General features: G+C 52.4%; 16 protein-coding genes and 1 pseudogene. 13 read left to right on the forward strand and 4 right to left on the reverse strand.

The window, feature by feature from the left end; genetic code table 11:
• Positions 1-272, forward strand: a pseudogene (locus B9Z32_RS11725) (acetyl-coenzyme A synthetase); the annotation flags it as partial.
• Between the two features lie 32 nt (positions 273-304).
• Here the strand turns inward: B9Z32_RS11725 and ggt are convergent.
• The gene (gene ggt, locus B9Z32_RS11730; protein WP_108421634.1) at positions 305-2,140 is read right to left on the reverse strand and encodes a gamma-glutamyltransferase; all 1,836 of its coding nucleotides are present in this window, start codon (positions 2,138-2,140) and stop codon (positions 305-307) included.
• 35 nt (positions 2,141-2,175) lie between these two features.
• Entirely contained in the window at positions 2,176-2,934 is a 759-nt protein-coding gene (locus B9Z32_RS11735; RefSeq protein ID WP_108421635.1) for a 3-hydroxyacyl-CoA dehydrogenase, read from the reverse strand.
• Between the two features lie 170 nt (positions 2,935-3,104).
• On the opposite strand from B9Z32_RS11735, the gene ahpC reads away from it, so the two are divergent.
• Together ahpC and ahpF are read left to right on the forward strand one after the other, a co-directional pair.
• Positions 3,105-3,668, forward strand: coding sequence for an alkyl hydroperoxide reductase subunit C (gene ahpC / locus B9Z32_RS11740; RefSeq protein ID WP_108421636.1), 564 nt, complete (start codon positions 3,105-3,107; stop codon positions 3,666-3,668).
• Positions 3,669-3,709: 41 nt separating this feature from the next.
• Positions 3,710-5,275, forward strand: a complete 1,566-nt coding sequence (gene ahpF, locus B9Z32_RS11745) for an alkyl hydroperoxide reductase subunit F (RefSeq protein WP_108421637.1) — start codon at positions 3,710-3,712, stop codon at positions 5,273-5,275.
• Here ahpF and B9Z32_RS11750 read toward each other — a convergent pair.
• Complete coding sequence (locus tag B9Z32_RS11750) at positions 5,250-5,705, reverse strand: DUF423 domain-containing protein (RefSeq protein WP_108421638.1); 456 nt, start codon at positions 5,703-5,705, stop codon at positions 5,250-5,252. The two genes, ahpF and B9Z32_RS11750, sit on opposite strands and share 26 nt — an antisense overlap.
• 107 nt (positions 5,706-5,812) lie before the next feature.
• Between B9Z32_RS11750 and B9Z32_RS11755 the strand changes: the two genes are divergently transcribed.
• The gene (locus B9Z32_RS11755; protein ID WP_108421873.1) at positions 5,813-6,781 is read left to right on the forward strand and encodes a patatin-like phospholipase family protein; all 969 of its coding nucleotides are present in this window, start codon (positions 5,813-5,815) and stop codon (positions 6,779-6,781) included.
• A gap of 108 nt (positions 6,782-6,889) precedes the next feature.
• Here the strand turns inward: B9Z32_RS11755 and phaP are convergent, their stop codons facing one another.
• Complete coding sequence (phaP, locus tag B9Z32_RS11760; RefSeq protein WP_108421639.1) at positions 6,890-7,435, reverse strand: TIGR01841 family phasin; 546 nt, start codon at positions 7,433-7,435, stop codon at positions 6,890-6,892.
• Positions 7,436-7,653: 218 nt separating this feature from the next.
• On the opposite strand from phaP, the gene B9Z32_RS11765 reads away from it, so the two are divergent.
• From B9Z32_RS11765 to B9Z32_RS11805, 9 genes are all read left to right on the forward strand, one after another.
• The gene (locus B9Z32_RS11765; RefSeq protein WP_108421640.1) at positions 7,654-8,583 is read left to right on the forward strand and encodes a histone deacetylase; all 930 of its coding nucleotides are present in this window, start codon (positions 7,654-7,656) and stop codon (positions 8,581-8,583) included.
• Positions 8,580-9,044 carry a thioesterase family protein gene (locus tag B9Z32_RS11770; protein ID WP_108421641.1) on the forward strand — a complete coding sequence of 155 codons (465 nt, stop codon included), beginning with the start codon at positions 8,580-8,582 and terminating at the stop codon, positions 9,042-9,044. Before B9Z32_RS11765 ends, B9Z32_RS11770 begins: the two co-directional genes overlap by 4 nt.
• A complete protein-coding gene (locus B9Z32_RS11775) occupies positions 9,041-9,775 on the forward strand; it encodes a nitroreductase (RefSeq protein ID WP_108421642.1) in 735 nt (244 codons plus the stop codon). Before B9Z32_RS11770 ends, B9Z32_RS11775 begins: the two co-directional genes overlap by 4 nt.
• Positions 9,772-11,625, forward strand: coding sequence for an ABC transporter permease (locus B9Z32_RS11780; RefSeq protein ID WP_108421643.1), 1,854 nt, complete (start codon positions 9,772-9,774; stop codon positions 11,623-11,625). The genes B9Z32_RS11775 and B9Z32_RS11780 overlap by 4 nt, the downstream gene beginning before the upstream one ends.
• The gene (locus B9Z32_RS11785; protein ID WP_108421644.1) at positions 11,622-12,410 is read left to right on the forward strand and encodes an ABC transporter ATP-binding protein; all 789 of its coding nucleotides are present in this window, start codon (positions 11,622-11,624) and stop codon (positions 12,408-12,410) included. Before B9Z32_RS11780 ends, B9Z32_RS11785 begins: the two co-directional genes overlap by 4 nt.
• Positions 12,403-13,053 carry an ABC transporter ATP-binding protein gene (locus B9Z32_RS11790; protein ID WP_108421874.1) on the forward strand — a complete coding sequence of 217 codons (651 nt, stop codon included), beginning with the start codon at positions 12,403-12,405 and terminating at the stop codon, positions 13,051-13,053. The genes B9Z32_RS11785 and B9Z32_RS11790 overlap by 8 nt, the downstream gene beginning before the upstream one ends.
• 141 nt (positions 13,054-13,194) lie before the next feature.
• On the forward strand, positions 13,195-14,379 hold the full coding sequence (gene pncB / locus B9Z32_RS11795) for a nicotinate phosphoribosyltransferase (protein WP_108421645.1): 1,185 nt from the start codon (positions 13,195-13,197) through the stop codon (positions 14,377-14,379).
• 50 nt (positions 14,380-14,429) lie between these two features.
• Entirely contained in the window at positions 14,430-15,857 is a 1,428-nt protein-coding gene (locus B9Z32_RS11800) for a sodium:proton antiporter (RefSeq protein ID WP_108421646.1), read from the forward strand.
• Positions 15,854-16,834 carry a D-glycerate dehydrogenase gene (locus B9Z32_RS11805; RefSeq protein WP_108421647.1) on the forward strand — a complete coding sequence of 327 codons (981 nt, stop codon included), beginning with the start codon at positions 15,854-15,856 and terminating at the stop codon, positions 16,832-16,834. The genes B9Z32_RS11800 and B9Z32_RS11805 overlap by 4 nt, the downstream gene beginning before the upstream one ends.
• Positions 16,835-16,838: the final 4 nt, after the last annotated feature.

Consider the following 16,838-nt stretch of genomic DNA (forward strand, 5'->3'; position numbering starts at 1 on the left):
CTATTTGTGCTTTTGTGGTGCTCAAACGCCCCTTGCCCACAGGCGACGAAGGCAAGGCCATTGCCAAACAATTGCGCGATCACATTGCCAAAGAAATTGGCCCCATTGCCAAGCCCAAAGACATTCGCTTTGGCGAGAACTTGCCCAAAACACGTTCCGGCAAAATTATGCGCCGCTTGCTTCGCAGCTTGGCCAAAGGCGAGCAAATTACGCAAGACATCAGCACCTTGGAAAACCCAGCCATCTTGGGTCAACTCGGCCAAGCGTATTGAGCAAAGGGGCTCGCAAGCCTAGATCCTATGGTCTAAGGCTTGGGGCCCATCACCACCCCTTCACGGCGCGGATCTGCGCCGCCAAAGAAGCCTTTGGGTGTTACTTCAATGGCCTGAAGCCCGCTGGGCAAAGGCATTTCACGAACCTCGTGGCCCCTGGCCTGCAGCGCCTTGAGTGTTTGTTCTGGAAACCTTTTTTCTTCTAACACAGTGGGTCCGTTGAGCGAACCGAAGTTGGGCAAATTGATGGCTTGCTGCGTGTTCAAGCCCCATTGCAATGTGCCAATGAGCAGCTTGCCGGTGTAGTGAATGATGACGGCACCACCAGGGCTGCCACCCGTCATTTTGAGTTGGCCGGTGTCTTTTTCAAACACCAGTGTGGGCGACATCGAAGAGCGCGGACGCTTGCCAGCTTCAACGCGGTTGGCGATGGGCAAGCCTTTGGCATCGCTTGGCGCAAAGCTAAAGTCTGTGAGTTCGTTGTTCAGCAAAAATCCACCTTGCCGACCTTGGCCAGTATTCACCATCAGCCTTGAGCCAAATACCGCTTCTATGGTGGTAGTCATGGCCACTGAGTTGCCGTACTGGTCAATCACACTGATGTGGCTGGTGCCGAATTCATCTTGGTGAGGCATGGGTGCGTAGGCAGTTTTAAATTCAGCTGGATTGCCTGCTTTTGCCACCTTCATGCTTTGCTCGCCAATGAGGCGGCTGCGCTGCTGGAGGTAGGTGGGGTGCAACATGGATTTCCAATTGCCACTCGGCGCTTTCACAAAGTCGGGATCGCCCACAAACTGCGCTCGGTCTGCAAATGCCAAGCGAGCGGCCTCGGTGTAGAAGTGCAGCCATTCACTGGCGGGCAAGCCTTGCTGCAGCGGCATTTTTCCGGCGGGGGTGTTGTTCAAGATGCCCAATATTTGTCCAATGGCCAAAGCGCCTGAGCTTGGTGGAGGAAAGCCACAAATCTGAAAGCCTTTGCTTGTGGTTTGAACCACATGGTCAAAGCACAAAGGCTCGCGCTTTATGACTTTGTATTGGGCCAAATCTTGCAGCGTCATGCTGCCAGGTTTGGTGGGATGTTGGCGAACTTTTTGCACCAAGGCTTGTGCCACAGCCCCTTGCTTTAAGGCCAGGGAACCCCGATTGGCAATGTCGCGCAGGACGGCCGCCAATTCTGGATTTTTGAGAACATAGCCCACTGGATGGGGCTTGCGCTGGGCATCATAGAAGTAGCTGGCAGCCACGGCGTCATTGATCAAATCATTTTCGGCAAGCAAGGCTTGGTGCAATCGGGGGCTGATTTTGAAGCCTTGCTCCGCCAATTGAATTGCCGGTTGCATGAGGGTGGCCCATGGCAGCTTGCCATGTTCTTTGTGGGCGGTTTCAAGCACGCTCAAAGTGCCAGGCACACCCACGGAAAGGCCGCTTAAGACGGCCTCCATGAAGGGCAAAGGTTTGCCTTGAGTATCCAAAAAGAGTTTGTCTGTAGCGGCAGAGGGCGCAACTTCTCGACCATCATAGGCCTCTACTTTTTTGCCATCGTGGTGAAGCACAAAGGCACCCCCACCAATGCCACTCGACTGAGGCTCAACCAAAGTCAAAACCATTTGAACGGCAATGGCCGCATCGATGGCCGAGCCACCAGCTTTGAGGACTTGATAGCCAGCATCCGTGGCCAATGGGTGGGCCGCTGCCACAGAAAACCCTTGGGTGGCCCATCCCGGTTTTGCCTGATGGCCAGCCTGGTCTTTGGGTTGGTCTGGGGTGGCCAGAAGATATGAATTTTGCTTGAGTGCACAAGCACTTAAAGCGCCAGCCAAAACAACAGCAGCAAGCATCAGCTTGCTGCGAGATTTTGGAAAATTCATAGACGCCCTCCCAGAATTGGAAGGCAGAGTATGACTTATTTTGGGGCCAGTCGAATGGCGCCGTCCAAGCGGATGACCTCGCCATTGAGCATGTCGTTTTCCAAGATGTGCTTCACCAATTTGGCGTAATCGTTGGGGGTTCCAAGGCGGCTAGGGAAGGGCACCGCAGCGGCCAGTGCGTCTTGCACTTCTTGAGGCATGCCAAACACCATGGGCGTGCCAAAAATACCGGGGGCAATGGTCATGTTGCGAATGCCATTTCGTGCCAAGTCGCGCGCAATGGGCAGCGTCATGCCCACCACGCCGCCTTTGGAGGCTGAATAAGCTGCTTGACCAATTTGACCATCGTAAGCCGCCACTGAGGCCGTGGAAATCATCACGCCGCGTTCGCCTGTTGCTTCCGGTTCGTTTTTGCACATGGCTTCTGAAGCCAAGCGAATCATGTTGAAACTGCCGATCAAATTGACAGTGATGGTTTTGCTGAAAACGGCCAGTGAGTGCGCCCCATTTTTGCCCACTGTTTTTTCAGCAGGGGCAATGCCAGCGCAATTTACCAAGCCAACCAATTTGCCCAGTGACACAGCTTTGGCCACCACGGCTTGACCGTCGGCCTCGTTGCTTACATCGCACTTCACAAAAGCGCCGCCAATTTCTTTGGCAATGGCTTCGCCTTTTTCTGCCTGCATGTCTGCAATCACCACGGTGCCGCCGTGGGCGGCCAACATGCGTGCTGTGCCTTCGCCCAGACCGGATGCACCGCCAGTCACTATGAAGACCTTGTCTTTGATGTCCATGAATATCCCTTATTTGGTTGACGTTACGTCAATTATGCATGGGTGAACCAAATTAATACTATCGGACTCATAATCAAAACCAATCAGGGTTTTTACTGTAAGGGTTTACCATTGGTCTCAATGAGTTTTCTCATTAAGCATTTTTCTTTAATCACCCTCAAGGTAAAACCATGACTCTCATCAATACGCAAGTTCAGCCCTTCAAAACACAAGCTTTCCACAATGGCAAGTTCATTGAAGTCTCAGACGCCAGCCTCAAGGGCAAATGGTCTGTTCTGATTTTCATGCCTGCCGCTTTCACCTTCAACTGCCCCACCGAAATTGAAGACGCGGCCGACAACTACCCTGCATTCCAAAAAGCGGGTGCCGAGGTTTACATCGTCACCACCGACACGCACTTCTCACACAAAGTGTGGCACGAGACATCTCCTGCAGTGGGCAAAGCCAAGTTCCCATTGGTGGGCGACCCAACACACACCTTGACCAACGCGTTTGGCGTGCACATTCCTGAAGAAGGCTTGGCATTGCGCGGTACCTTCATCATCAACCCTGAAGGCATCATCAAGACCATGGAAGTGCATTCCAACGAAATTGCACGTGACGTGTCTGAAACATTGCGCAAGCTCACTGCTGCTCAATACACCGCAGCTAACCCAGGTCAAGTTTGCCCAGCCAAGTGGAAAGAGGGCGCTAAGACATTGACACCTTCTTTGGATTTGGTCGGCAAGATCTAATTTTTAAAAATAAATCGGCGCACCGCGTCGGGAGAAAAACCATGTTAGACGACACCCTCAAATCACAATTGCAAACTTACTTGGGTATGCTCAGAAGCCCCATCCGCTTGATTGCCACTTTGGACGAAAGCGAGACTGGCCTTGAGATGCGCAGTTTGCTTGAGACCATTGTGGGTTTGTCAGACAAGGTGAGCCTGGACACTTCAGGCACCGATGAGCGCAGCCCTTCTTTTCTCGTAGTGCGCGAGGGTGAGAAGCAAGGCGTTTGCTTTGCAGGATTGCCCTTGGGCCACGAGTTCACATCCTTGGTATTGGCTTTGCTTTGGACGGGGGGTCACCCGCCCAAAGTAGAGGCCGATGTCATTGAAGCTATCAAAGCCCTCGATGGCGATTTCAACTTCGAGGTTTACATGTCTTTGTCTTGCCACAACTGCCCAGATGTGGTGCAGGCTTTGTCGCTCATGGCCATCTTCAATCCCAAAGTGAAAACGGTGGTCATTGAAGGCGGTGCGTTCCAAAAAGAAGTCACAGAGCGCGAGATCATGGCCGTGCCCATGGTGTTCTTGAATGGCAAAGTGTTTGGCTCTGGCCGCATGTCCGTTGAAGAAATTGTGGCCAAAATCGATACCGGTGCAGCCCATCGCGATGCCATCAAGATCAATGCCAAAGAAGACTTTGATGTGTTGATTGTGGGCGGTGGTCCTGCTGGCGCTGCGGCAGCTGTCTATGCAGCGCGCAAAGGCATTCGAGTGGGCATTGCGGCTGAGCGTTTTGGCGGTCAGGTGAATGACACCATGGCCATTGAAAACTACATTTCTGTGCTGGAAACAGACGGCCCCAAATTTGGCGCCGCCATGGAAGCCCAAGTTCGCCACTACGGTGTCGATATCATGAATTTGCAAACGGCCGCCAAGGTGATTCCTGCCACAGAGTCGGGCGGGCTGATTCAAGTTCAGATGGAAAACGGCGGTGTGTTGAATGCGCGCACCGTGATCTTGTCAACCGGTGCACGCTGGCGCAACGTGAACGTGCCAGGAGAGCAAACCTACAAAAACAAAGGTGTGGCCTACTGCCCGCACTGCGATGGTCCTTTGTTCAAAGGCAAGCGCACCGCCGTCATTGGCGGTGGCAACTCAGGCATTGAGGCGGCCATTGACTTGGCAGGCATTGTGGCGCACGTCACGGTCATTGAATTTGCCGATCAACTCAAAGCCGATGCGGTGCTGGTGAACAAACTCAAAAGCTTGAACAACGTGACCATTCACACCAACGCGCAAACCACTGAAATAACCGGCGATGGCAGTGTGGTCAATGGCATTCGCTTCAAAGACCGCGTATCTGGCGAAGAACACCATGTGGCCTTAGAAGGTGTGTTTGTTCAAATTGGCTTGATACCCAACACCGAGTTTTTAAAGGACACCCTCGAGCTGTCTAAGTTTGGTGAAATTGTGGTGGATGCCAAGGGTCATACCAATGTGCCGGGCGTGTTTGCAGCAGGCGATTGCACAACGGTGCCTTTCAAGCAAATTGTGATTGCTGCGGGTGATGGTGCGAAAGCGGCCCTCAGTGCTTTTGACCACCTCATTCGGACGCCGGTGGCGGCTTAAGTTCAGGCGCATTTGAGGGCGTTGGCTTGGAACTCTTGCGCACATAAGCCAAAGCAAAGGCCAGCCATCCTAAGATGAAACTGGTGCCGCCCCACGGTACCAAGGCTCTGAAAGTTTGGATGTCGTGCCAAGCTCGCAACAAGATGTTGATCGAAAAGAGCAAGCAACCCAGTAAAAAGAATGCGCCTGCAAACTGCAGGCATTTTTCGTTTTGCCTTGACTGTCCCAGGATGCCAAGCAAAATGAGGCCAATTGAATGAAATTGCATCAAATTCAGACTGGCTTGGACCATCAGCGGTGAACTGCCGTTTAAACTGTTGGCATGCGCAGCATAAGCTGACGCAATGACCGAAAAGGCCGCCAACAAAGCGCCCATCGCAATGAACACCGCTGGCCAGCGCTTGAGGGTGGTTTGTTGAAGGTGTTCCATGAAAACCCATTTAGTTCAAAATTAGATTCAACATTATGCAAGTGAAGTTGTGGCCCTTGAGGTCAAGCCCAGTATGGCGAGATCTGCTCAGGATCAGTCTGTGTGGCATGAGTTTGATCGTTGTCCTCGTTTTAACGGGCTGCGCCAGCGTCAAAGTGGAAGTAAGCAAAGCGTCCAAAACCTCTGGGGCTGTGGAGACGTCTTCGGTGGGGTCAGGCACTGTTGCACCTGTTGCACCTGTTACACCTGTTACACCTGTTGTTGTGCCACCAGAGCCACCCCCTTTGAAGGTTCTCAATTTGGGCTTGGCTTTGGGAGGCGGTGCTGCGCGAGGATTTGCGCATGTGGGCGTCATTCAAGTTTTAGAAGAGGCAGGTATTCAACCCGACTTGGTGGTGGGCACATCTGCAGGCAGCTTGGTTGCAGCCATGTACGCCAGTGGCAAAAACAGCACCCAATTGAGGCGCGTGGCCGAGACCATGGAAGAGGCAGAAATTACAGACTGGATGATGCCCATTTTGAATCGAGGCGCCTTAAGAGGGGAGGCCTTGGCGCGCTATGTCAACACCCAAGTTGGCAACCGTTTGATTGAGCAAATGAAGATGCCCTTGGGCATTGTGGCCACCGATTTGCACAGCGGGGAGCCAGTGCTTTTTAGAAGAGGTAACACCGGCTCGGCTGTAAGAGCTTCCAGTGCTGTGCCAGCTGTTTTTCAACCCGTCAAAATTGGCAGCAGAGAGTATGTCGATGGTGGCTTGGTTTCACCGGTGCCTGTGAGGCAGGCGCGTGAGATGGGCGCCAATGTGGTCATTGCGGTTGATATCTCCACTGACCCTGAAGGCAGTCCTGCATCCGACACATTTCAAATCTTGATGCAGACCTTCAACATCATGGGCAAAAGCTTGAACACAGTGTTGTTGAAGGATGCCGACGTGGTGGTCAAGCCCGCGCTAATGGGTGTGAAGAGTGCCGACTTTGCGGCCAGACGCAAATCAATTGAAGCGGGCAGGGAAGCCATGCTCAAAGCTTTGCCAAGATTGAGAGAAGTGCTCAGCGGCTATGCTCTGAAACAATGAACATCTTTCAATCAACATCTTTGTTTGAACGAAAAAAAGCCGGTTATCAACCGGCTTTTTTGTCTGATCTTAGCCAGATGAACTTTGGCCTGATTCAGGTTTGAACCATTAACGCTTTTTAGCAGCAGTCTTGGCAGTGGCAACTGCTGTGTTGGTCACAGCAGCCATGTTGGCTTCAGCCATGTCAGTGGCTTGCTTCACAGCTTTCTGAACAGACTCATAAGCGGTGTTGGCAGCGTTCACTGCGCTTTTCATCACGGCAACTGCTGTTTCTGTGCCAGCAGGCGCGTTAGAAGTAGCAGAGTCAACCAAGTTGGCAAACTGCTTTTGAGCAGCTGCTGTTTGGGCTTCCAAAGCTTTGGTGAATTCGTTAGAAGTGCCAGAAGCGATGTCATAGAGGTGACGGCTGTAAGCAGCTGTTTTCTCAGCGAAAGGCTGGAACAGGTTGGCTTGCAAAGCCATCAATTCTTGAGCATCTTTCACGCTCAAAGCAGCTTTGGTGCTTTGTGCAGACTCGCTCAAGGCGGCTTTGGTGGCTGTCAAGTTCAACTCGACCAACTTTTCCATGCCTTCGAAGGCTTTGGATGTCAAACCGAAGAGGGTTTCGACATTGGCTTTGTGGGATGCAACGATTTGTTCTGTGGTCATCATGATTTCTCCGTTAATTTAAAAAAGTTAAAACTCTAAAACTCTCAAGGTGACTGCTCTGAACCGGCTTTGCTTGTCGCTAGGCCTAACATCTTGTTGCAGTGCAGCATGGGTTGAATTTTAGGGACTCCCGAGCCGATTACAAGCACTTTTTGTTGCATTGCAGCATTTTAGAGTCGGCGTTCTAGAAATGGGCAAGGGTCTGAACGCGTCACAATTCGCCCATGAAAGCCTTCTACTCGGACCACTTTGTATTGCCTTTGCCAGAGGGGCATCGCTTTCCCATGGCCAAGTACAGCATGCTTCGGGAAAGGGTTGCCACCGAGCTAGCCGGGATCAACATGTTGGAGGCGCCCGCTGCCACCTTGGGCGAACTGGCCCTGGTTCACGACCCTGACTACGTCAAAGCGGTGCAAGAGGGCACCCTCAGCCCGCAAGCTTTGCGCGAAATAGGATTTCCTTGGTCGCCGGCCATGGCCGAGCGCTCATTGCGCTCCGCTGGGGCCTCTATAGCGGCAGCCCGCGTGGCAGTTTTGGAGGGAATTGCTGGGAATTTGGCTGGCGGAACACACCATGCAAGTGCTAGCCAAGGCGGCGGCTTCTGCGTTTTCAACGACATTGCCGTGGCGGCGCGGGTCTGCCAAATGGAGCATTTCAGGCTGACCAAAAGAACGCTTCAGGTGCTGGTGGTCGATTTGGATGTGCATCAGGGAAATGGCACTGCCAGTATTTTTGCCAATGATCCCAGTGTTTTCACGCTGTCTGTGCACGGTGAAAAGAACTTTCCCTTTAGAAAGGTCGACAGTGATTTGGATGTGGGCTTGCCCGATGGCTGTACCGATGAGCCCTATATAGAAGCCTTGGAGGGTGCGCTTGAGACGGTCCTACAGCGTGTCAAGCCTGAGTTTTTGATTTACCTGGCGGGAGCCGATGCGCATGAAGGCGACCGGCTGGGGCGCCTCAAACTCACTGAAGCGGGCATGCAAGCCAGAGACCAAAAAGTATTTGATTGGGCCAAGGCGCATGGTCTGCCCATGATCATTTGCATGGGCGGTGGTTATGGACGAGATTTAAAAACGACCGTATCCGTGCAAATGAATACTTGGCGTTTGGCACATGCGCACTGGCTTCACTGGCAAAATCGAGGCTTATGACCACCGCAGATCCTCAGCCCCAACCCGTCGCAGCAAAGCCACAAGCTTTGCCGCGAAGTGCCTATCGTGCCTTTAGCCCCATCACCACCCGTTGGATGGACAACGATGTGTATGGCCACGTGAACAATGTCGTGTACTACAGTTGGTTTGACACGGCAGTCAATGCGCATTTGATAGAGCAAGGCGTGCTAGACATTCACAACGGCGAGACCATTGGTCTGGTGGTGGAAACGCAGTGCAATTACTTTGCGCCTTTGGCTTTCCCGCAAACCATCGAAGCGGGCATTCGCGTGGCGCATCGGGGCAGTTCAAGTGTTCGTTACGAGGTGGGTTTGTTTGCTCAAGGCGAAGAACTCACTGCTGCGCGCGGGCACTTTGTGCATGTTTACGTGAACAAAGTCACGCGACGACCTCAGCCCTTGCCCTCTCAATTTATTCAAGTTTTGGAGACCCTCTCATGAAAGAACTCAGTACATCCCAAGTTAGCACGCAGGTGGCCGACGGCAACAGTGTTGACGCTGCCATCTTGAGCCGTTTTTCAGCGCGCGCTTTTTTGAACAAGCCCGTTGAAAAATCGGTGCTCGAAGATTTGCTTCAAGTGGCCGCGCGTGCACCCAGTGGCACCAACACGCAGCCTTGGAAAGTGTATGTGTTGCAAGGCAATGCCAAAGACAAATTGGTGAATGAAGTTTGCGATGCCCACAATGCCATGGCGGCCAACCCTGCTTTGGCGGCAGACTATGCAGAAGAATACGACTACTACCCCAGCCAATGGGTCAGCCCCTACATTGACCGTCGCCGTGAGTGCGGATTTGGTTTGTACGGCGTGCTCGGCATTGCCAAGGGCGAGAAAGAAAAAATGCATTTGCAGCAGCAGCAAAATTTTCGTTTCTTTGGTGCGCCAGTTGGTTTGATTTTCACCATTGACAAGGTCATGGGCCGCGGCAGTTTGCTCGACTACGGTATGTTTTTGCAAAGTGTGATGGTGGCAGCCAGAGCGCGGGGCTTGCACACTTGCCCGCAAGCTGCTTGGAACAATTTCTCAAAAATTATTTACAAACACGTTGGCGCCGGTGACAACGAAATGATGGTTTGCGGCATGTCTTTGGGTTATGCCGATGAGGCAGCCTTGGTCAACACCTTCAAAACCACTCGCATTGACCCCAGCACCTTCACACATTGGATTGAATGAGTTTTTGGCTAATTCAGTGCTTGAATGGCCTAAGCCACGCAAGCACCTTGTTCATCATGGCTGCGGGCTTGACGCTGGTGTTTGGCGTCACCCGCATTGTCAATTTCGCCCACGGTAGTTTTTACATGCTGGGTGCATTGCTGGCGGGCACCCTGGTCACTCAATGGCAACCTGGCTGGTCTGAGCATGCCGCTTTGTACTTCTTGGCCATGGTGCTTGGTGCTGTTGCTGCAGCACTGCTTGGTGCTTTGACTGAAGTTTTTCTTTTCAGACCTTTGCGTCATTCGCCGCCCCTGTATCCACTGGTTGCTACATTTGGACTGAGCTTGGTCATTCACGATGTCTTGCTTTGGTTGCTAGGGCCTGGTGAAGTTTTTGCGCCGCGCTTTCCGGGCTTGAAGGGTGCGGTTCAAGTGGGCGAAGACTTTTTTCCGCAATGGCAAATATTGACCCTCTGTTTGGGGCCGCTGGTGTGGGGCTTGCTGCATTTGTTGCTCACTCGGACCAGCTGGGGGCAACGCGTGCGAGCTGCAACCCAAGATCGCGACATGCTAGATGCCTTGGGCGTCAACCCAGCGCCACTCATGTTGAGTGTGGTGGTCTTGGGCTGTGGTCTGGCTGGCCTGGCGGGTGCATTGCAATTGCCCAGAATGCCAGCCCATTTGCAAATGGATTTGCAAATGGTGGTGGAAACCTTTGTAGTGGTGGTCATGGGCGGTTTGGGCAGCATTGCTGGCGCTTTTTACGCTGCCATCTTGATTGGTTGTGTCCATGCCTTTGGCATTCATTTTTTTCCACAAGCAACCTTGGTCTTGGTTTTTCTCACCATGGCTTTGGTGCTGGCCATTCGGCCTCAAGGCTTGATGGGTGAGCTTCCTGGTGCAGCACCTCGCGAGAAGGTCATGCCATTTAACATGGGCAGTTCGCATCGCATTTTTAAATGGACAGGCTGGTTGGTGTTGGCCGGCTGCGCGCTGAGCCTCTTGGTGGTCAATGACTACTCACAGCGGGTCTTGGAAGATGTGCTCATCATGATGCTGTTTGGATTGAGCTTGCAGTGCATGATGGCATTGTCGGGCTGGGTGAGTTTTGGTCATGCGGCTTACTTTGGCCTGGGTGCCTATGCTGCAGCTGTGAGTCACTTGCAATGGCAGTTCAATGCGCTGTCGGCCGCCCTGATGGGTTGTTTGGTGGCCACAGTGGCCGCACTGTTGATGGGCCAGTTGTTATTGCGCAGTGCGGGCGTTTATTTGGCCATGTTGTCACTGGCGTTTGCGCAAATGGTGTGGGCCAGTGCCAGCCAGTGGGTGTCACTCACTGGTGGCGACAATGGTTTGATCGGTTTGCAATTTTTCAATGCCATGCCGCGCTGGCAGTTTCAAGTGGCCCTAGTGCTCTTGTGCTTTGTGTCTTTGTATGGGTTCTCGCGTTTGGTTCGCTCCAGTTTTGGTGCAGCCTTGCAGGCGGGGCGCGATGCGCCTTTGCGCGCGCAAGCCAGTGCTTTGAATGTGGCTCAATTGAACCTTCGGGTATTTCTCTTGAGCGCCTGCTTGGCGGGTCTGTCGGGCAGTTTGTGGGCCATCAGCAAAGGCGCGGTGTTTCCTTCTGCGGCTTCTATTTCGAATTCGGTCGATGCCTTGATGGTGGTTTTGTTGGGCGGCATTCATCACCTCTGGGGCGCACTTGCTGGCAGTGTCTTTTTGGTGGGCTTAGGGTCTGAAATTGGGCGTCACTTTGAATACTGGCGGGGCAGTTTGGGTTTTCTCATCATGCTTCTGATGGTCTTTGCACCTGAGGGCATGCTGGGTCTTCGCAGAGCCAAAAAAATGACAGATGGGCGAGCGCTATGAAGCCTGTTTTAAGCGTTCAAGGCCTTAAGCAAAACTACGGTGGCTTTCAAGCCCTCAAAGGCATTGATTTTGAGTTGAATGCGGGTGAGTGTGTGGCACTCATTGGCCCCAATGGTGCTGGCAAATCCACTTGCTTTGCTTGTTTGGCAGGCCAGCAAAATGCCGCCGCCGGGCATGTGCTTTGGCGTGGTCATGATTTGCAAAAAGTGTCGGTGGCGCAGCGAACAGGCTTGGGTGTGGCCCGAACCTTTCAGGTGGCGCAAGTGTTTGAAGCGCTTACCGTTCTGCAAAACATGCAGTTGGTTTTGCAGGCAAAACAGGGGGTTTCAATGCGCGATGTGTTGAGCGACTGTTTGCTGCACGAAGCCATGCATTGGATTGAGGAGGCTGGGCTGAGTGATTTAGGACCCGACATGCTGCGTTCGCCAGCAGACCGCCTTTCTTATGGCGGAAAAAAACGTCTGGAGTTGGCCATGGCCATGGCGGGTTTGCCAAATCCAAGTGAGGGCCTGATGTTGTTGGATGAGCCTGCTGCCGGACTCTCGCCTGAGGAAAGGTTGGACATGATGGACCGCGTGAAGCGCATGACCGACGGGGGCACTACAGTTTTGTACACCGAACACAATATGGATGCTGTGTTTGGCGTGGCCGATCGGGTTTTGGTTCTGATTGATGGTCAATTGGTGGCTCAAGGTACAGCGCAAGAGGTTGCTGCCAACGATGTCGTTCGGCAGAGATATTTGGGACAAGCCTTTACTTTCAATGGCGGTGCTGGGCATGCTTGAATTGCAAAATATCAATGCCAATTATGGCCAAGCGCAAGTGTTGTTCAATGTCAGCTTGACCGTAAAGAGCGGGAACTTGTTGTTGATTCGGGGTTTGAATGGCGCAGGCAAATCGAGTTTGCTCAAAACCATCATGGGGTTGATGCCGCAATCCACGGGTCAGATCTATTGGCAGGGCGATGCGCTTCATGCTTTGACGCCTCATGAAAGATCGCAAAAAGGCTTGGGCTATGTGCCTGAAGACCGCCGACTTTTTTCGGCATTGACAGTGAAGCAAAACCTGGAAATTGCCATCCCTCGTTTGCAGCGCAATTTACCCAACGGACAAGCAGGCCTGCAGCTCACCGATGTTTTGGACCTCTTTCCGGCACTGGCGGGCATGCTCAACCGACCCGCGTCGCAAATGAGTGGCGGCGAGCAACAAATGCTGGCAATGGGTCGAACCTTGATGACGCAGGCCCATTTGTTGATTTTGGACGAGCCATGTGAGGGCATTGCGCCAGTCTTGGTTCAAGCCATGGCACGCGCGCTAGAGCGTCTCAAGCAACAGGGCTTGACGCTGCTGGTGGCAGAGCAAAATCAGACGCTGGCCAACATGGCCGACCAGGTGTTGACACTGGCAGGTGGCAGTCTTCAGCATTGACCTTACAAGCTGCTTTTCTGTTGCTTGGACGGGCATGGCTAGCTCACTTTTCACCACGTTTATCCTGATATCCCTAGCCTGAGAAAGTAAGCCGCTTCACGTACACTTCTACCACCTCTGTTCTATGCCTCAATTTGCGACATGATCATTACCAGTCTGCTGGATACCGACCTCTACAAGTTCACCATGATGCAGGTGGTCTTGCACCAGTTTCCGGGTGCACAAGTGCAATATCGGTTTCGCTGTCGCAACCCCGGCGTAGAGCTTGCGCCGTATGTCGATGAAATTCGCAACGAAATCAAATCGCTTTGCAGCTTGCATTTCAAAGAGGACGAACTGGCTTACCTGCGCACCCTGCGGTTTGTTAAAAGTGATTTTGTCGACTTTTTGGGCTTGTTCAGGCTCAATGAAAAATACATCCAAGTTACACCCAGTTTGACGGGTGAAATTGAAATCGTCATTCAAGGGCCTTGGCTTCACACCATCTTGTTTGAAATTCCCGTATTGGCCATTGTCAATGAGGTTTATTTCAGAAATACCCAGCGCATGCCCGATTTGATCGAAGGCAGGCAGCGGCTCGATACCAAAATCAAGCAATTGCAAGCGGATGATTTGCGAGCCCTCAAAATTGCCGACTACGGTACTCGTCGCCGCTTTTCCAGAGCTTGGCACGAAGAGGTTTTAAGGGTGCTGACGGGGCGCTTGGGTTTTGGTCAAGCAGGCCAGTTTGCAGGTACCAGCAATGTTTACTATGCATACACCCTTGGTTTGACGCCTTTGGGCACCATGGCCCATGAATACCTGCAGGCTTGCCAAGCTTTGGGGCCTCGATTGCGTGACAGTCAAGTCTTTGCGTTTGAATCGTGGGCTCGCGAGTACCGCGGCGACTTGGGTATCGCACTCAGCGACGTGTACGGATTCAATGCCTTTTTGCGCGACTTTGACATGTATTTTTGCAAGCTGTTTGATGGTGCCCGTCACGACAGTGGCGACCCCTTTATGTGGGGCGAGCGCATGATTGCGCACTACCGCACGCATCGAGTCGATCCACTGACCAAAACACTCATTTTCAGTGACGGACTGACAGTACCCAAAACCATTGAACTGTTCAGGCAGTTCAATGGCCGCTGCATGCTGGCTTTTGGCATTGGGACCAATTTGACCAATGATTTGGGCTATGAGCCCCTTCAAATTGTGATCAAAATGACCCGCTGTAATGGCCAGCCGGTTGCCAAGTTGTCGGACTCCCCAGGCAAGGGCATGTGCGACGATGAAAAGTATTTGGCATACCTTGCGCAAGTTTTTGAAATCACGCCCAATACCTGATGGCGTGTCTTTTGATGTTTGCTTGAATTGATCGAATAAGGTGATGTGATATGAAATCTGTGTTCTCGCCCTGGCTCTTGATGGCACTGACTTTGTGTTTTTTGGGCGCTCCAAGCGCCGCTTTGGCTGCCGATTTTGATGGTGCTCTGCTCACTGCTGTGTGGGGTGTTCCATTTGCGGGCATTTTGCTGTGCATTGCCCTCATGCCACTTTTAACGCCGCATTTTTGGCACCACCATTACGGCAAGGTGGTGGCCGCTTGGTCTTTGGCATTTTTCATTCCCTTTGCAGTCATGTTTGGCGCCAATGTGGCAGGTGAAAACTTGATCCACGTGCTGTTTGCAGAATACATTCCGTTCATTGTGCTTTTGACTGCTTTGTACACCGTGTCTGGCGGTATCTTCATTCGCGGTAATTTGCACGGTAGCCCAGCACTGAACACCGCCATCCTTGCCATTGGCGCATTCTTGGCCAGCTTCATGGGTACCACTGGAGCTTCCATGCTCATGATTCGCCCCCTCATTAGGGCCAACGACAACCGTAAGCATGTGGCTCATGTGGTTGTTTTCTTTATCTTCATCGTGTCCAACGCAGGGGGTTCATTGACCCCCTTGGGCGACCCCCCTTTGTTTTTGGGGTTTTTAAAGGGCGTTGATTTTTTCTGGACCCTGCAACATCTTCTCCCAAAATCGCTTTTCTTGATGGGTTCTTTGCTGGTCATATTTTTTATTTTGGATTCTTGGTTCTATCACAAGCGGGAAGAAGTCCAGGTGTTTGACCCAACGCCAGACTCACGTCAAATTGGCTTTGATGGCAAAGTCAACTTTGCTCTGCTTGCGGGTGTAGTGGCCTTGGTCTTGATGTCGGGTGTTTGGAAAACCGATGTGGTTTTCAATGTGGCAGGCACTGAAGTGGGCTTGCCAGGCTTGGTTCGCGATGCAGGACTTTTGCTCATCATCTTCATCTCTCTCAAGCTAACGCCCACACAAGTCCATGCCGACAATCAATTTGGCTGGGGGCCCATGCAAGAGGTTGCCAAATTGTTTGCGGGTATTTTCCTCACCATCATCCCAGTCATTGCCATGTTGAAGGCCGGCGTCAATGGCCCTTTTGGTGCGGTGGTGACGGCCGTTACCAACCCCGATGGTTCGCCCAATGTGATGATGTATTTTTGGATCACGGGTTTGCTCAGTTCTTTCCTCGACAATGCGCCTACTTATTTGGTGTTTTTCAATACCGCAGGCGGCGATGCGCAGGTTTTGATGACCACCTTGGCGCCTACTTTGGCGGCCATTTCGGCAGGTGCCGTATTCATGGGCGCCAACAGCTATATTGGCAATGCGCCTAATTTGATGGTCAAAGCCATTGCTGAAGATCGCGGCATCAAGATGCCAAGTTTCTTTGGCTATATGGTTTGGTCTATTTGCGTTTTAATTCCGTTGTTCATTGTGATGACGTTCATTTGGTTTCGAACATGACAAAAAAATCTATCTTGGTAGCGCGTGCTATTTTTCCAGAAGTGCTTGAGATGCTGTCGCAGCATTTTCAAGTTGAAAGCAATCAGTCTGACGAGGTGTGGTCTGCTGATGTGTTGAAGCAAAAAATGCAAGGCAAGGTGGGTGCGCTCACCACGGGCAGTGAGCGCATTGACGCAGCGCTCTTGCAAGCCAACCCTCAGCTCAAAATAGTGGCCAACATGGCGGTGGGGTACAACAACTTTGACATTGCCGCCATGACATCGGCGGGCGTTCTGGCCACCAACGCACCCGATGTGTTGACGGAAACCACCGCTGACTTTGGTTTTGCTTTGCTCATGGCCACAGCCAGACGCATTACAGAGAGCGAACACTACTTGCGCAAGGGCTTGTGGACAAAGTGGAGCTATGACATGTTTACAGGCGCCGAAGTGCATGGCAGCATGCTTGGCATCATTGGCATGGGCCGAATTGGCCAAGGCATTGCCAAGCGAGCTGCGCATGGGTTTGGCATGCGAGTGATCTATCACAACCGCAGCCGCTTGAGCGCAGACCTTGAGTCGGCTTGCAAGGCCACCTATGTCGCCAAAGAAGAACTGCTTCGCACGGCCGACCACGTCATGCTGGTGGTGCCTTACAGCGCTGAATCGCATCACACCATTGGCGCCAAAGAGTTAAGTTGCATGAAGCCTACTGCCACACTGGTCAACATTGCCCGCGGCGGCATTGTGGACGATGCGGCTTTGGCATTGGCCTTGAAGAACAAACAGATTGCAGCGGCTGGCCTTGATGTGTTTGAAGGCGAACCTGCTCTCAATCCTGCGCTTCTGACGGTACCCAACGTGGTGCTTACCCCCCACATTGCCAGTGCAACCATTCAAACGCGCATGGCCATGGCCAAGTTGGCGGCAGACAACCTCATTGAATTTTTGACCAAGGGCAAGGCTCTCACACCGCTCAATCAAGTGACGGGCAATTAAGCTC

This window comes from Limnohabitans sp. MMS-10A-178 (genome assembly GCF_003063375.1).
Classification (GTDB): Bacteria; Pseudomonadota; Gammaproteobacteria; order Burkholderiales; family Burkholderiaceae_C; genus Limnohabitans_A.

Coding starts and splice junctions, on each gene's coding strand:
- B9Z32_RS11750 (WP_108421638.1), bottom strand. CDS start 5,705: ATGGAACACCTTCAACAAACCACCCTCAAGCGCTGGCCAGCGGTGTTC.
- B9Z32_RS11775 (WP_108421642.1), top strand. CDS start 9,041: ATGAAAGAACTCAGTACATCCCAAGTTAGCACGCAGGTGGCCGACGGC.
- B9Z32_RS11805 (WP_108421647.1), top strand. CDS start 15,854: ATGACAAAAAAATCTATCTTGGTAGCGCGTGCTATTTTTCCAGAAGTG.
- ahpF (WP_108421637.1), top strand. CDS start 3,710: ATGTTAGACGACACCCTCAAATCACAATTGCAAACTTACTTGGGTATG.
- pncB (WP_108421645.1), top strand. CDS start 13,195: ATGATCATTACCAGTCTGCTGGATACCGACCTCTACAAGTTCACCATG.
- B9Z32_RS11800 (WP_108421646.1), top strand. CDS start 14,430: ATGAAATCTGTGTTCTCGCCCTGGCTCTTGATGGCACTGACTTTGTGT.
- B9Z32_RS11755 (WP_108421873.1), top strand. CDS start 5,813: ATGAGTTTGATCGTTGTCCTCGTTTTAACGGGCTGCGCCAGCGTCAAA.
- B9Z32_RS11790 (WP_108421874.1), top strand. CDS start 12,403: ATGCTTGAATTGCAAAATATCAATGCCAATTATGGCCAAGCGCAAGTG.
- B9Z32_RS11765 (WP_108421640.1), top strand. CDS start 7,654: ATGAAAGCCTTCTACTCGGACCACTTTGTATTGCCTTTGCCAGAGGGG.
- ahpC (WP_108421636.1), top strand. CDS start 3,105: ATGACTCTCATCAATACGCAAGTTCAGCCCTTCAAAACACAAGCTTTC.
- B9Z32_RS11785 (WP_108421644.1), top strand. CDS start 11,622: ATGAAGCCTGTTTTAAGCGTTCAAGGCCTTAAGCAAAACTACGGTGGC.
- B9Z32_RS11735 (WP_108421635.1), bottom strand. CDS start 2,934: ATGGACATCAAAGACAAGGTCTTCATAGTGACTGGCGGTGCATCCGGT.
- B9Z32_RS11770 (WP_108421641.1), top strand. CDS start 8,580: ATGACCACCGCAGATCCTCAGCCCCAACCCGTCGCAGCAAAGCCACAA.
- ggt (WP_108421634.1), bottom strand. CDS start 2,140: ATGAATTTTCCAAAATCTCGCAGCAAGCTGATGCTTGCTGCTGTTGTT.
- B9Z32_RS11780 (WP_108421643.1), top strand. CDS start 9,772: ATGAGTTTTTGGCTAATTCAGTGCTTGAATGGCCTAAGCCACGCAAGC.